The sequence below is a fragment of the Streptomyces sp. YKOK-I1 genome (assembly GCF_054660435.1).
On record NZ_BAAGDR010000001.1, the window covers coordinates 6,624,258 to 6,638,027 of the forward strand.

Consider the following 13,770-nt stretch of genomic DNA (forward strand, 5'->3'; position numbering starts at 1 on the left):
GTCCGTCCGGCGATTGAGGACGAGGCCTTTCAGGCCGACGGGGGTCTGGGGGCGGAGCCCCCGGGGGGCCGCCCCCTCCGGGGGATGGGCCCAGCCTCCCCCGGCAGTCGACCCGCCTCCTTCAGGGCCCTCCGCAGCAGGAACTCGATCTGCGCGTTGGCGGACCGCAGCTCGTCCCCGGCCCACCGCGCCAGCGCGTCGTACACCGTGGGGTCCAGCCGCAGCAGCACCTGCTTGCGCTGCGGCCGGCCCGGTGGGGTCGAACCCCCGGAGGGAACCGTCACTGGTAGAGGGTCCCCGTGTTGAGCACGGGCTGCGGCGCCCGGTCCCCGCACAGCACCACCATCAGGTTGGACACCATCGCCGCCTTACGTTCCTCGTCCAGTTCCACGATGTCCTGCTCGGCTATCCGGGTGAGCGCCGCCTCGACCATGCCGACGGCCCCGTCCACGATCTCCCGCCGCGCCGCGACCACCGCGCCCGCCTGCTGCCGCTGGAGCATCGCCGAGGCGATCTCGGGAGCGTACGCGAGATGCGTGAACCGGGACTCGATGATCCGCACACCGGCCGCCTCCACGCGCGCGTGCAGCTCGGCCGCGAGCTTCTCGGTGATCTCCTCGGCGTTGCCGCGCAGCGAGAGCCCGCCCTCGTCGTGGGAGTCATAGGGGTACTCGATCGCGATGTGCCGGACCGCCGCCTCGGTCTGGGTGGAGACGAACTCCAGGAAGTCGTCCACCTCGAAGACGGCCTGCGCGGTGTCCTGCACCCGCCACACCACGACCGCGGCCAGCTCGATCGGGTTGCCGTAGGCGTCGTTGACCTTCAGGACGGCCGTCTCGTGGTTGCGCACCCGGGTGGAGATCTTCTCCCGCGAGGTGAAGGGGTTCACCCAGCGCAGCCCGTCCTCGCGGATGGTGCCCCGGTAGCGCCCGAAGAGCTGCACCACGCGTGCCTCGCCCGGCGCCACCGTGTTCAGCCCGCACATCGACAGGAACGCGGCGATGCCTATGAGGATGCCGCCGACGATCAGCCCGGCCTTGGCGCCGGTCGCGGTCATCGTGGCCCCGGTGGCGATCAGCCCGCCCCCGAGCAGCAGGCCGACCAGCCCGCCGAGCAGCGCGAGCGCGCCGCCCACGCTGTGGGCCGGGAACTCCTTCACCGAGGAACTCTCTGTGGGCATGGGTGATTCCCCCCGTTTCGTGCAGGCGTGAGCCGGTTCGCACCGCCCTCCACGCTAGCCTTGTCTTATCTAAGTGATATCACTTAATGAGCAGATGGCAACCCCCGGCGCGTTCCAGTCGTCGAACGAGGTGACGTGGTGTGCCGGTTTCCCGGCGGGGTGCTGATTCTCACCCCCTCCGAACGCCGGACCGGGGCCTCTTCGACACAGCCGACGGTGTTAGCTTTCTGAGCTGACCTGCCTCCAGGCACTGGTGTGACTGCCGAGTACGAAGCGGAGCGAGCGGACTCATGGGACGAGCGGACGAGAGACGAGCGCGGCAGAGCGGTGGCCGTCGCGCGGCGCCCAAGAACCGCTCCCCGCGGAGGGAGGCCCCGCCGTCGCGCAGCGAGTCGCGATCGGCCGTGGAGGCCCCCGAAGCCCCCGAGACTTCCGAGGCGCCCGACACCGGCGGTCCCGCACCCGGCGGCCGCGCGGCCGCGCGCAGGGCCGCCGCGGGGAAGAAGAGCGGCCGGGGGGTCAAGGGCGGCAAGGGCGGCAAGAAGGACAAGAGCCTCATACGCAGGATCTTCACCTGGAAGAAGATCCTCGGCGCGTTCCTCCTCATGACCACGGCCGTGATCGGTGCTCTTGTCTGGCTGTACGTCAGCACGCCGATCCCCGCGGGCAACCCCGACGCCAAGCTCCAGAGCAACGTCTACAAGTACAAGGACGGCTCGATCGCCACCCGCGACGGAGACGTCAACCGTGAGAACGTCGACCTCTCCAAGGTCCCCAAGGCCGTCCAGCACACCTTCGTCGCCGCCGAGAACAAGACCTTCTACAACGACTCCGGCGTCGACCTGAAGGGCACCACCCGAGGCATCCTCAACACCCTCATGGGCAAGGGCGCGCAGGGCGGTTCGACGATCACCCAGCAGTACGTCAAGAACTACTACCTGAGCCAGGAACAGACCGTCACGCGCAAGCTGAAGGAACTGATCATCTCGCTCAAGCTGGACCGGGAGAAGGACAAGAACTACATCCTGGCCGGTTACATCAACACCAGCTACTACGGCCGCGGCGCCTACGGCATCCAGGCCGCCGCCCAGGCCTACTACCGCGTCGACGCCAACAAGCTCACCGTCGAGCAGGGCGCCTACCTCGCGGCCCTGCTCCAGGCCCCGAGCCAGTACGACTGGGCCGTCGCCACCGACACCGGCAAGCGCCTGGTCAAGGCCCGCTGGAACTACGTCCTCGACAACATGGTCGAGCAGGACTGGCTCGACAAGAGCGAGCGCGAGGAGATGACGTTCCCGGAGCCCCTGGCGCCCAAGGCCGCGCCCGGTCAGGAGGGCCAGACCGGCTACCTGGTGGCCGCGGCCAACATCGAACTGGCCAACCAGCTCGTCGCCACGGGGATCGCCGACGACTTCGAGTCCGCCACCGCCCTGATCAAGAAGGGCGGCTGGAACATCGAACTCAACATCGACAAGAAGAAGCAGAAGGCGCTGGAGACGGCGGTCAAGGAACAGCTCACCAGCAAGCTCGACGCGAAGAAGCGCTCGGTCGACGGCGACGTCCAGGCCGGCGCGGTCTCGGTGGACCCGAAGACGGGCGCCGTGGTGGCGATGTACGGCGGCAAGGGCTACACCGAGCACTACGTCAACAACGCCACCCGCACCGACTACCAGCCCGCCTCCACCTTCAAGCCGGTGATCCTCGCCGCGGCCTTCGACGAGAACGCCAAGACGCAGGACGGCGACGAGATCACCGCCAACACGCTCTACGACGGCACCAGCAAGCGCCCGGTCGTCGGCAGCGACATCGGCTTCGCCCCGGAGAACGAGGACGACCAGGACTACGGCGACGTCACCGTCCAGACGGCGCTGAACAAGTCCATCAACTCCGTCTTCGCTCAGATGGGTGTCGACGTCGGCATGGACAAGGTGCTGAAGGTAGCCGACGACCTCGGCATGGACACCAAGGACCTGAAGGCGGTGCCGGCCCAGACCCTCGGCACCATGGGCGCGAGCCCCCTCCAGATGGCCGGCGTCTACGCCACGCTCGACAACCACGGCAAGAAGGTCACCCCGGCGCTGATCAAGTCGGCTACGAACAGCACCTACCCGTCCTTCAAGCACACCGACCCCATCGGCGACCAGGTCATCGACCGTGAGGCCGCCGACTCCGTCACCTCGGTGCTCACCGGTGTGGTCGACGACGGTACGGCCAAGAGGTCCGTACGGGACAACCCGCTGCGCAAGGGCCAGAAGGTGGCCGGCAAGACGGGTACCTCCGACAACAACAAGTCGGCCTGGTTCACCGGCTACACGCCCGACCTGGTGACCTCGGTCGGCCTGTTCGGTGAGAAGGCCAAGACGGGCGCCCAGGTCAGCCTGACCGGTGCGACGACGGGCCTGACCACGGTCGCGGGCCGGATCAACGGTGGTGGCTTCCCGGCGCAGATCTGGGCGGCGTACACCTTCGGCGTCTCCACCAAGGTCACCAAGTTCGACCTGGAGACCGAGCAGGGCGCGGCGGTCCAGACGGCGTCCCCGTCCCCGACCGCGTCCGCCTCGTCGAGCCCGACGGCCTCCCCCACGCCCACGGCCCAGAACACTCCGACGAGCACGCCCACGAACACGCCGACGACACCGAACAACACCCCCACGAACACACCGACGACCAACGAACCCACGGGCAACACCACGACAGAACCGTCCACGGAAGAGCCGACAGTGGACCCGACCAATCCAACGGACCCGTTGAGCGGCGACGGCCAGTAGGCACATGAAAGAGAGGGCGCCCGGTGATCACCGGGCGCCCTCTCGCTTGTGTCTTTCAGGGGCGGGACTACGAACGATTCAACTCGAACCACACCACCTTGCCGGTGCTGAGCCGAGTCGCCCCCCACCGCCGAGCCAGCCGGTTGACCAGATACAGCCCCCGCCCACCCTCATCGGTGGCCCGAGCCTGCCGCAGCCGTGGCAACTGCGGCACATCGTCGCCGACCTCGCACCGCAGCACATCGGTCCGCAGCAGCCTCAAGGTGACCGGCCGGGAGGCGTACCGCACCGCGTTGGTGACCACCTCGCTCACCAGCAGCTCCACGGAGTCGGTCAGATCCTCCATGCCCCACCGCGACAGCGCCCGCCGGGCCAGCCGCCGGGCACGGCCCGGCGCCGCGTCCTCGGGCTCCAGGAACCAGTACGCCACATCGCTCGGCGCGATCCCGTCGAAGCGGGCGGCGAGCAGCGCGATGTCGTCGTCCCGGTCGCCCGGCCCGAGCATGTCGAGCACCTCGTCGCACAGCGCCTCCAGCGGCGGCGGATGATCGGGCCCCGTGAGCTGAGCGGTCGCGGCCAGCTTCTCCCGCAGCTGCTCTATCCCGGTCGCCACGTCCCGCAGCCGGGACTCCACCAGGCCGTCGGTGTACAGCAGCAGCGTCGCCCCGGCCGGTGCGTCCAGCTCCACCGCCTCGAAGTCGACCCCGCCCACGCCGATCGGCGCCCCCCGGCGGCACCCGCAGCACCTCGGCCCGGCCGCCCAGATGCAGCAGGACCGGCGGCGGATGGCCGGCGTTGGCGATGGTGATGCGGTGCGATACGGGGTCGTAGACGGCGTACAGGCAGGTCGCCATGCGGTCGGAGCCGAGCCGCTGGGCCTGCTCGTCGAGATGGTGCAGGACCTCCTGCGGAGGCAGGTCCAGGCCCGCGAGGGTCTGTGCGGTGGTCCGCAGCTGACCCATGATCGCGGCCGAGGTCATCGAATGCCCCATGACATCGCCCACGACCAGCGCCACCCGGCTGCCGGGCAGCGGGATCGCGTCGTACCAGTCACCGCCGACCCGTGCGGTCTCGGCCGCCGGCAGATAGCGCGAGGCGAGCCGTACGCCCGTGGGCCGGGGCAGATGCTCCGGGAGCATGGTGCGCTGGAGCTCGTCGGCGATGTACGCCTCACGGTCGTACAGCACCGCCTTGTCGATGCCGAGCGCGCTGTGCGTGGCGAGCTGGGCCGCGACCAGCAGGTCGTCGTTCTCGAACGGGAAGCGCTCCGGGCGGCGCAGGAAGACCGCCGCGCCGATCACCCGGCGCCGGCCCCTGAGCGGGGCCAGGATGGCCCGCTGGCCGCCCGGGACGACCAGGGTGCTGTCCTCGCCCAGGAGTTCGGGCAGCGCGGCACGGGCGGCCGGGCTGTCCGCGAACACCGGGCGCACCCCGCGCAGCACCTCCGCGAGCGCCCCGCCGGGCCGTACCTCGCACAGTTCGGCGATCGCGGAGGACAACTCGGCGCTCAGCTCCGAGGGTTCCGGCGGCGGCAGGGCGAGCGCGGCGAAGCCGGTCTCGGTGTCGCGCTCCTCCGGGATGCGGTCGGTGCGCCGCAGCCGCAGCATGACGCGGTCGGCCACCGGCCGCTCGTCGCCGACCGGCAGCGGGTCGCGCAGATAGACGAGGATCGCGTCGGAGAAGGTCGGCACGGTGGCCCGGCACAGCCCCATCACGATCTCGTCGAGGTCCAGACCGCGGGCGATCCGCCGGGTCGCGGCGCCGACGAAACGCAACCGGTCCCCGTCCCGGCGCATCGGCGTGGGCCGCCCGGGCGTCACCCCTTGCCCCGTACGGCGTTCGGCGCGCATGTCACCGCCCGGCTGGGCCGGGATCGACTCGGGCGCCGGACGTGGCCGGTGGCTGTCGGGTTCGGCTCCGGCCGCCGGCTGTGAGTGCTCGGCCTGTGAACCGGCCGGCTCCGTTCCCTGGGCACTCTTGTTTCCCTTGCTGCCCTTCCCGCTGGTGGCACATGACGCGGTGGTGCCAGGGCCGTCCTCCGCGCGGCCCTGGGAGGCGGCGGGAGGTAAGGCGTCCGAGGCGTCCGGGGCCTGGGTATGCAGGAGCGCCCCGCGGGCTTCCGTGGGGTCGACGCCCTGGGGGCGTTCGTAGCTGGTGGGCTGCTCCGTCACGCGTGTCGAATCCGTCCGTCCGGGGCTGCGCGGCGCGCACACAGTTGGTCCCGCAGAAAACCCGATACCCGGAATACCTGTCCCCGGAACGGAATTCCCGCGTGGTCAGAGGCTGTTCCTGTGCCACCGGAGGACCGGGCGCGGCTCCGGCAGCGGGCGCCGTCCGTCCTCACGGCCCCGCCGGTGTTGCCCTCGTACCCCTCGCTCACGTCCTGCCGCCCCTCGGTGACGTTCGGTCAGACCCGGTGTCGGCCCCGGGAGTTGCTGTTCGATGGTGTTGCGGAGGACGATCCTACGTTTCCTGCCCGGGGGCGCAGCAAGGGTCTCATGTGGACACGTGCGCCGGGACTCGGTCCCAGTCCTCCGGAAGCAACGGTACGGCCCAGGAGGGATCCGGGCGCCAGTGCTGCCAGCCCTTGTTGAACGGAGCCTCCCAGGCCTGGATCACCTCCATCGCCGCTCGGCCCGCCTCCCGCGCCCGCTCGGCGACGGCGGCGTCCATCAGTCCGTCCTGCTGGGCCTGCGCGAACTCGTCCTCGTCACGCCAGCCCCAACTGCGATCGGGGTACACGCAGATGTCCAGAAAGTGATCCTCGGAGTCCACTCCGCCGCCCCAACGGGCCAGCGGCTCCTCCAGGTTGACGTACCAGTTCTTGAACTGCCAGCCCGGTTCCCAGAACAGCCACACGGACCAGGGCTCGCCGGGCCGGGCCAGTTTCAGCACGCCGGTGCCGAACCAGCGGTCGAGCTGGACGGTGCGGGGCTTGGTGTAGCGCGTCGGCAGCGGCTCCTGGTGCAGCGGGGTGCCGTCGGCGAGCACGGGCTTGACGACCTGTGTGCCGGGCGCCAGCCAGACCGCGAGCAGCTCCTCGTCGTCACGGACCACGGTGACCGGGCGGGCGATGTGGAAGCCCGGGCCGCCGTTCTCCCGGTAGCGCCACAGGATCCGGTCCCCGGGCGCCCAGAACGCCGCCGTACCACCTGTTTCCACGCGTCTCACCGCTCCACCGTCTGCCATGCACAGATATTAGGTGCCATGGGCATACGACGCTGCGGCGCGCGTCACGGTTCTGCGCGCCGCCGGGAAAGGTTACGGGCGCGTCATCCGCAGGACATCCAGGGCCTCGTCGAGCTGTTCGACCGTCAGCATGCCGCGCTCCACATACCCGCTTTCGAGGACGACCTCGCGGATCGTCCTGCGCTGCGCGAGGGCCTGCTTGGCGACCTTGGCGGCCTCCTCGTAGCCGATGTACTGGTTGAGCGGGGTGACGACGGACGGTGAGGACTCGGCGTACTCGCGGGCGCGTTCCCGGTGCGCGACGATCCCGTCCACGGTCCGGTCGGCGAGCAGCCGCGAGACGTTCGCCAGCAGCCGGATCGACTCCAGCACGTTCTTGGCGATGACCGGGAGCATGACGTTGAGCTCGAAGTTGCCGGCCGCTCCGGCGGCGGCGACGGTGGTGTCGTTGCCCATGACCTGCGCGGCGACCATCAGCACGGCCTCCGGGACGACCGGGTTCACCTTGCCGGGCATGATCGAGGAGCCGGGCTGGAGGTCGGGCAGCGAGATCTCCGCGAGCCCCGTCCTCGGCCCCGAGGCCATCCACCGCAGATCATTGGCGATCTTCGTCAGGGACACGGCGACGGTGCGCAGCTGCCCGCTCGTCTCGACGATCCCGTCCCGGGCGCCCTGCGCCTCGAAGTGGTCGCGGGCCTCGGTCAGCGGCAGTCCGGTGGCCCGTGCGACCTCCTCGATGACGGCGGCGGAGAAGCCGGGCGGGGTGTTGATCCCGGTCCCGACGGCGGTCCCGCCGAGGGGCAGCTCGGCGAGCCGGGGGAGGGAGGCGCGCAGCCGCTCCACGCCGTACCGCACCTGGGCGGCGTATCCCCCGAACTCCTGCCCCAGCGTCACGGGCGTGGCGTCCATCAGATGGGTCCGCCCGGACTTCACGACGTCCGCGAACTCCCCGGCCTTGCGGCCGAGCGCCTCGGCGAGATGTTCCAGGGCCGGGATCAGGTCCCGGGTGACGGCGGCGGTGGCGGCGATGTGGATCGAGGAGGGGAACACGTCGTTCGAGGACTGCGAGGCGTTGACGTGGTCGTTGGGGTGGACGTCCCGGCCGAGCCGCTCGCTCGCCAGCGTGGCGATGACCTCGTTGGCGTTCATGTTCGACGACGTCCCGGACCCCGTCTGGAAGACGTCGACGGGGAAGTGTTCGTCCCACCGCCCCTCGGCCACCTCACCGGCCGCGTCCCGGATCGCCTCGGCGATCTCCTTGTCGAGCACCCCGAGTTCGGCGTTCACCTGCGCGGCGGCCCCCTTGATCCGCGCCAGCGCCTCGATGTGCGCCCGCTCGATCCGCTGCCCGGACACGGGGAAGTTCTCCACGGCCCGCTGCGTCTGCGCCCGCCACTTGGCGGCCGCGGGCACCCGCACCTCACCCATGGAGTCGTGCTCGATGCGGTATCCGCCCTTGTCCTGCTCGTCGGCCATCGACGATCACCTCCACAGGGGACAGCATCGCGGACGGGCTCGCTGTTCCCGTGGAGGCGAGGCGCGCTTCAGCCCGTCCGGCGTTTGAGGACGAGGCCCTTTCAGGGCCGAAGGGGGGCCTGGGGGCACAGCCCCCAGCGGGGTCCGGGGGCGGAGCCCCTGGCGGGGGTCGAAGGGGCGGCAGCCCCTGGGGATGGGACGGGTAGGGGCGGCGGGGGCGAGTTCCGTCCCCCGCCGCACCAGAGGCACTACGCCAGCCCGGGCCCCCGCACCGGAATGGTCGTGAACGTGGGCGCCGGCGCCGGGTCCTTGAAGAAGTCGTTGCCCTTGTCGTCGACGACGATGAAGGCGGGGAAGTCCTCGACCTCGATCTTCCAGACCGCCTCCATGCCGAGCTCCTCGTACTCGACGACCTCGACCTTCTTGATGCAGTCCTGGGCGAGACGGGCGGCGGGCCCGCCGATGGAGCCGAGGTAGAAGCCGCCGTGGCTGCCGCAGGCGTCGGTGACCTGCTGGGAGCGGTTGCCCTTGGCCAGCATCACCTTGGAGCCGCCGGCGGCCTGGAACTGCTCGACGTAGGAGTCCATGCGGCCCGCCGTCGTCGGGCCGAAGGAACCGGACGCGTAGCCCTCGGGGGTCTTGGCCGGGCCCGCGTAGTACACCGGGTGGTCCTTGAGGTACTGCGGCATCTCCTCGCCCGCGTCCAGCCGCTCCTTGATCTTGGCGTGCGCGATGTCCCGGGCCACGACCAGCGGGCCGGACAGGGAGAGCCGGGTCTTCACCGGGTACCTCGTCAGCTCGGCGAGGATGTCGTCCATCGGCTGGTTGAGGTCGATGCGGACCACGTCCTCGTCGGCGGAGTCGAGGTGCTCGTCCGTCGTCTCCGGCAGGAACCGCGCCGGGTCGGTCTCCAGCTGCTCCAGGAAGACGCCCTCGGCGGTGATCTTCGCGACGGCCTGGCGGTCGGCGGAGCAGGACACCGCGATGGCCACCGGGCAGGACGCGCCGTGCCGGGGCAGCCGCACCACGCGCACGTCGTGGCAGAAGTACTTGCCGCCGAACTGCGCGCCGATGCCGATCCGCTGCGTCAGTTCGAAGACCTTCTCCTCCAGCTCCTTGTCGCGGAAGCCGTGACCGAGCTCCGAGCCCTCCGCCGGGATCTCGTCCAGGTAGTGCGCGGAGGCGTACTTCGCGGTCTTCAGCGCGTACTCCGCGGACGTGCCGCCGACGACGATCGCCAGGTGGTACGGCGGGCAGGCGGCCGTACCCAGCGAGCGGATCTTCTCCTCCAGGAACTTCATCATGGAGGCCTCGTTGAGGACGGCCTTCGTCTCCTGGTAGAGGAAGCTCTTGTTGGCGCTGCCGCCGCCCTTGGCCATGAACAGGAACTTGTACGCGCCGCCGTCGGTGGCGTACAGCTCGATCTGGGCCGGGAGGTTGGAGCCGGTGTTCTTCTCGTCCCACATGGTCAGCGGGGCCATCTGCGAGTACCGCAGGTTGAGCTTGGTGTACGCGTCGTAGATGCCCCGGCTGAGGGCCTCTTCGTCGCGGCCCGAGGTCAGCACGTTCTGGCCGCGCTTGCCCATGACGATCGCCGTGCCGGTGTCCTGGCACATCGGCAGGACGCCCGCCGCCGCGATGTTCGCGTTCTTCAGCAGGTCCAGCGCGACGAACTTGTCGTTGCCCGAGGCCTCGGGGTCGTCGATGATCCGCCGCAGCTGGGCGAGGTGCGCCGGCCGCAGGTAGTGCTGGATGTCGTGAATGGCCTCCGCGGCGAGCTTGCGCAGCGCCTCCGGCTCCACCTTGAGGAACGTCCGCCCGTCGGCCTCGAAGGTGGAGACACCCTCGGAGGTCACCAGCCGGTACGGGGTGGTGTCCTCTCCCATGGGGAGCAGATCGGTGTACGCGAACTCAGGCATCGCAGCCCATTCCTCACTCTGCAGACGGCGGCCCGCCGACACTGGCGGGCCTCACCAGCGTAGAACCTGCCTCCGACACGGAGCTTGTGAGGTAAGGCTCAGTTCGACCCGGCCGAACGGGGGCTATCGCGATCTATCGTGTTTGGGTAGGCTGGTCCCGTGGACCTTCAGAAGCAGACCGCTGCCGCCCCCACACCGCCCACCCGGCTGCGCGCCTCGGACGCCGACCGCGACCGCGTCGCCGACATCCTGCGCGAGGCCCTGGCTGAGGGCCGGCTGACCGCCGACGAGCACGCCGAGCGCGTGGAGGGCGTGCTGGCCGCCAAGACGGTCGGTGAACTGGAGGTCTTCATCCAGGACCTGCCCGCCGCCCACGCCCGCCGTACGGCCCCCGGCGGCGCCCCGAGCCACCCCGACCGCGGCGCGATCCCGGCCGACCCCGACGACAACGTGATCGCGGTGTTCAGCAGCGCCAGCCGCCGGGGCCGATGGCGCGCGGGCCGCCGTATCCATGCGTACGCGATCTTCGGCACCGTCGAGATCGATCTCAGCGAGGCCCTCTTCGAGTACCAGCAGGTCATGATCAAGGCCTGGTCCGTCTTCGGCAACGTCGAGGTGTACGTCCCGGAGAACGTGTCGCTGCGCGGCACCGGCGGCGGAGTCCTCGGCAACTTCGAGGTGGACGCCCTCGACTCGCCCGAGCCCGACGCCCCCGTGGTCTACGTCGACGGCTGGGCGGTGCTCGGCAACATCGAGGGCCGGCCGAAGCGCGGCAGACTCGTCGCGGACATCCTCGATCGCGTGCAGCGCAAGGTCGACAAGGGTTTGCGCAAACACCTGGGTCATTGACGGTGGTGAATCAGCGGTTCGGGACGCAGTGCATAGGCGCGCGCACAGCGGGTAGGCCTTGCTGCATCGTCTCTCGCTCGCGAAGCCGTCGTCAGGAGTAGACCCGTGCTGCAACCGCCGCATTCGTCCCTGCAGGTCGCCGCCGTTCCGGCCCCGCGGGTGCCAGCGCGCGACCAAGATGCTCCCTGGCACACCGAGGCGGTGTGCCGGCGTGACGAGGCCGGCCTGTTCTTCGCTCCCTCCAAGGAACCCACCGCCGCCCGCCTCTCCCGCGAAGAGGCCGCGAAGCGGGTCTGCGCCCGCTGTCCCGTCATGGTGGAGTGCCGGGAGCACGCTCTGCTCCAGCCCGAGCCCTACGGCGTCTGGGGCGGCCTCACCGCCGCCGAACGCCGGGTCGTCCTGGCCCGGCGCCGCCGCCGCGACATGGAACTGAAGAAGGCGGCCAGATCGGCGGGCCGCATAGCGCAGGCGGGCTAGCCTCTCGCTTACGCCGACGTGGGCGCCCCCTCCGCACCGGGGGCGCCCACTGACGTTGTGCTTTTGGCTTTTAGGGGCGCGGGGCTGTGTCGATATGCGGCTCCGCCGCGTGGGCGCGATCAGCCACGATCGGCCCGCACTCGCCAACGCACCGCACGCCCCCGCTACTTGGCGCGATCGAAGTCCACCGCGCTGTAGGCCCGCAGCTTGCTGAGCCGGTGCTCGGAGTCGATCCGCCGGACGGTCCCCGACCGCGACCGCATCACGATCGAGTCGGTCGTCGCCGTCTCCGACCGGTACCGCACTCCGCGCAGCAGCTCCCCGTCCGTGATCCCGGTGGCGACGAAGAACACGTTCTCGCCCTGGACCAGGTCCTCGGTCGTCAGCACCCGGTCGAGATCGTGCCCCGCGTCGACCGCCCGCTGCCGCTCCTCGTCGTCCTTGGGCCACAGCTTGCCCTGGATGGTGCCGCCCAGGCACTTCACCGCGCAGGCCGAGATGATGCCCTCCGGCGTACCGCCGATGCCGAGCAGCAGGTCGATGCCGGTGCCCTCGCGCAGCGCCAGGATCGAGCCGGCCACGTCGCCGTCGGAGATCAGCTTGATGCGCGCGCCGGTGTCCCGGATCTCCTTGATGATGCCCTCGTGCCGCGGCCGGTCCAGGATGACGACGGTGACGTCCTCCGGAGTGGCCCGCTTGGCCTTGGCGACCCGCCGGATGTTGACCTCGACGGGTGCGTTGATGTCGACGAACTCGGCCGCCTCCGGGCCGGTGACCAGCTTGTCCATGTAGAACACGGCGGACGGGTCGAACATCGCGCCCCGCTCGGTCGCCGCGAGTACCGCGATCGCGTTCGGCATGCCCTTGGCCGTCAGCGTGGTCCCGTCGATCGGGTCGACGGCGATGTCCACCTCCGGCCCGGTGCCGTCGCCGACGCGCTCACCGTTGAACAGCATCGGCGCCTCGTCCTTCTCGCCCTCACCGATGACGACGACGCCGTTCATCGAGACGGTCGAGACGAGGGTCCGCATCGCGCGCACCGCGGCACCGTCGGCGCCGTTCTTGTCGCCGCGTCCCACCCAGCGGCCCGCGGCCATCGCGGCGGCTTCGGTCACGCGGACCAGTTCCAGGGCGAGGTTGCGGTCGGGGGCTTCGGAGGGGACATCGAGCTCGGACGGCAGGTGATGATTCTCGGTCATCGGAGCGCACCTTTCTGATACGACGACGGCCGGATGAGGGTTCGATCCTCGACTCTATCGTCAGTCCGACAAAATGAGCAGGGGACCCCACGGATGAGCGGACCGGGCACCTGCGACGATAGGGACGTGGCAGGTTCGAACGGCAAGCAGAAGACGGCCCGGGACATGATTCTCTCCCTGGGCCTCATCGTCATCGCGGCGTATGTGATCTACCTCTTCGTCCCGCACGACGAGACCGCTCCCGACGTCAAGCGGGTCGACTACCGCGTGGAGCTGCTCACGGCCCGCCGCGCGGCGTCGTACCCGGTGGCCGCGCCCGAGGGCCTGCCCGAGAGCTGGAAGGCGACCTCGGTGCGCTTCCGGGGCGCCGACTCCGACTCCTGGCACCTCGGCTTCCACGCTCCCGACGGGGAGTACGTCGCGATCGAGCAGTCCACTCAGAAGCGCGCGGAGTTCATCGAGCAGGCGAGCCAGGGCGCCACGGCGACCAAGGTCACCGAGGACATCGCCGGGCGCACCTGGACCCGCTACACCGGCGGCCGCTACGACGCCCTGGTCCTCCAGGGCACCGACGGCTCGACGACGGTCGTCGCGGGGACGGCGTCCTTCGACCGTCTGACGGAGATGGCGAAGGCGCTGAAGACGGCGTGAGCGAGCCCCCGACGCACGAAGAGGCCCCCGGTCAGCCGGGGGCCTCTTCGATGTGCGGGTCC

General features: G+C 70.3%; 10 protein-coding genes and 1 pseudogene. 4 read left to right on the forward strand and 7 right to left on the reverse strand.

All coding sequences use genetic code 11. The annotated features are described in order from the left end of the window. Positions 1-29 precede the first annotated feature (29 nt). Together ACYQ8Q_RS29665 and ACYQ8Q_RS29670 are read right to left on the reverse strand one after the other, a co-directional pair. Positions 30-284, reverse strand: coding sequence for a type II toxin-antitoxin system antitoxin (locus tag ACYQ8Q_RS29665; protein WP_460069027.1), 255 nt, complete (start codon positions 282-284; stop codon positions 30-32). Continuing rightward, positions 281-1,180 carry an SPFH domain-containing protein gene (locus tag ACYQ8Q_RS29670; RefSeq protein WP_460069030.1) on the reverse strand — a complete coding sequence of 300 codons (900 nt, stop codon included), beginning with the start codon at positions 1,178-1,180 and terminating at the stop codon, positions 281-283. Before ACYQ8Q_RS29670 ends, ACYQ8Q_RS29665 begins: the two co-directional genes overlap by 4 nt. 290 nt (positions 1,181-1,470) lie before the next feature. On the opposite strand from ACYQ8Q_RS29670, the gene ACYQ8Q_RS29675 reads away from it, so the two are divergent. Beyond that, positions 1,471-3,948: a transglycosylase domain-containing protein gene (locus ACYQ8Q_RS29675; protein WP_460069031.1), complete on the forward strand. Its 2,478-nt coding sequence runs from the start codon at positions 1,471-1,473 to the stop codon at positions 3,946-3,948. A gap of 67 nt (positions 3,949-4,015) precedes the next feature. On the opposite strand, the pseudogene ACYQ8Q_RS29680 reads toward ACYQ8Q_RS29675, so the two are convergent. From ACYQ8Q_RS29680 to ACYQ8Q_RS29695, 4 genes and pseudogenes are all read right to left on the reverse strand, one after another. Continuing rightward, positions 4,016-6,119, reverse strand: a pseudogene (locus tag ACYQ8Q_RS29680) (SpoIIE family protein phosphatase). Positions 6,120-6,444: 325 nt separating this feature from the next. Further along, positions 6,445-7,137: a cytidylyl-2-hydroxypropylphosphonate hydrolase gene (gene fomD, locus ACYQ8Q_RS29685; RefSeq protein WP_460069034.1), complete on the reverse strand. Its 693-nt coding sequence runs from the start codon at positions 7,135-7,137 to the stop codon at positions 6,445-6,447. A gap of 72 nt (positions 7,138-7,209) precedes the next feature. Continuing rightward, a complete protein-coding gene (locus ACYQ8Q_RS29690; protein ID WP_460069036.1) occupies positions 7,210-8,613 on the reverse strand; it encodes a class II fumarate hydratase in 1,404 nt (467 codons plus the stop codon). Positions 8,614-8,861: 248 nt separating this feature from the next. Then, the gene (locus ACYQ8Q_RS29695; protein WP_460069038.1) at positions 8,862-10,532 is read right to left on the reverse strand and encodes a fumarate hydratase; all 1,671 of its coding nucleotides are present in this window, start codon (positions 10,530-10,532) and stop codon (positions 8,862-8,864) included. Positions 10,533-10,691: 159 nt separating this feature from the next. Between ACYQ8Q_RS29695 and ACYQ8Q_RS29700 the strand changes: the two genes are divergently transcribed. After that, entirely contained in the window at positions 10,692-11,381 is a 690-nt protein-coding gene (locus tag ACYQ8Q_RS29700; RefSeq protein WP_460069040.1) for a DUF1707 SHOCT-like domain-containing protein, read from the forward strand. A 105-nt stretch (positions 11,382-11,486) separates the two neighbouring features. Beyond that, positions 11,487-11,858: a WhiB family transcriptional regulator gene (locus ACYQ8Q_RS29705; RefSeq protein ID WP_460069043.1), complete on the forward strand. Its 372-nt coding sequence runs from the start codon at positions 11,487-11,489 to the stop codon at positions 11,856-11,858. 164 nt (positions 11,859-12,022) lie between these two features. Here ACYQ8Q_RS29705 and glpX read toward each other — a convergent pair whose 3' ends face one another. Continuing rightward, complete coding sequence (gene glpX, locus ACYQ8Q_RS29710; protein ID WP_460069045.1) at positions 12,023-13,057, reverse strand: class II fructose-bisphosphatase; 1,035 nt, start codon at positions 13,055-13,057, stop codon at positions 12,023-12,025. Between the two features lie 126 nt (positions 13,058-13,183). Between glpX and ACYQ8Q_RS29715 the strand changes: the two genes are divergently transcribed. Continuing rightward, positions 13,184-13,708: a DUF4245 domain-containing protein gene (locus tag ACYQ8Q_RS29715; protein ID WP_460069047.1), complete on the forward strand. Its 525-nt coding sequence runs from the start codon at positions 13,184-13,186 to the stop codon at positions 13,706-13,708. The last annotated feature ends 62 nt before the right edge of the window (positions 13,709-13,770 follow it).

What these genes read in the sequence shown, in the direction of transcription:
- ACYQ8Q_RS29670 (WP_460069030.1), bottom strand. Translation starts at nt 1,180, where the DNA reads ATGCCCACAGAGAGTTCCTCGGTGAAGGAGTTCCCGGCCCACAGCGTG.
- ACYQ8Q_RS29675 (WP_460069031.1), top strand. Translation starts at nt 1,471, where the DNA reads ATGGGACGAGCGGACGAGAGACGAGCGCGGCAGAGCGGTGGCCGTCGC.
- fomD (WP_460069034.1), bottom strand. Translation starts at nt 7,137, where the DNA reads ATGGCAGACGGTGGAGCGGTGAGACGCGTGGAAACAGGTGGTACGGCG.
- ACYQ8Q_RS29690 (WP_460069036.1), bottom strand. Translation starts at nt 8,613, where the DNA reads ATGGCCGACGAGCAGGACAAGGGCGGATACCGCATCGAGCACGACTCC.
- ACYQ8Q_RS29695 (WP_460069038.1), bottom strand. Translation starts at nt 10,532, where the DNA reads ATGCCTGAGTTCGCGTACACCGATCTGCTCCCCATGGGAGAGGACACC.
- glpX (WP_460069045.1), bottom strand. Translation starts at nt 13,057, where the DNA reads ATGACCGAGAATCATCACCTGCCGTCCGAGCTCGATGTCCCCTCCGAA.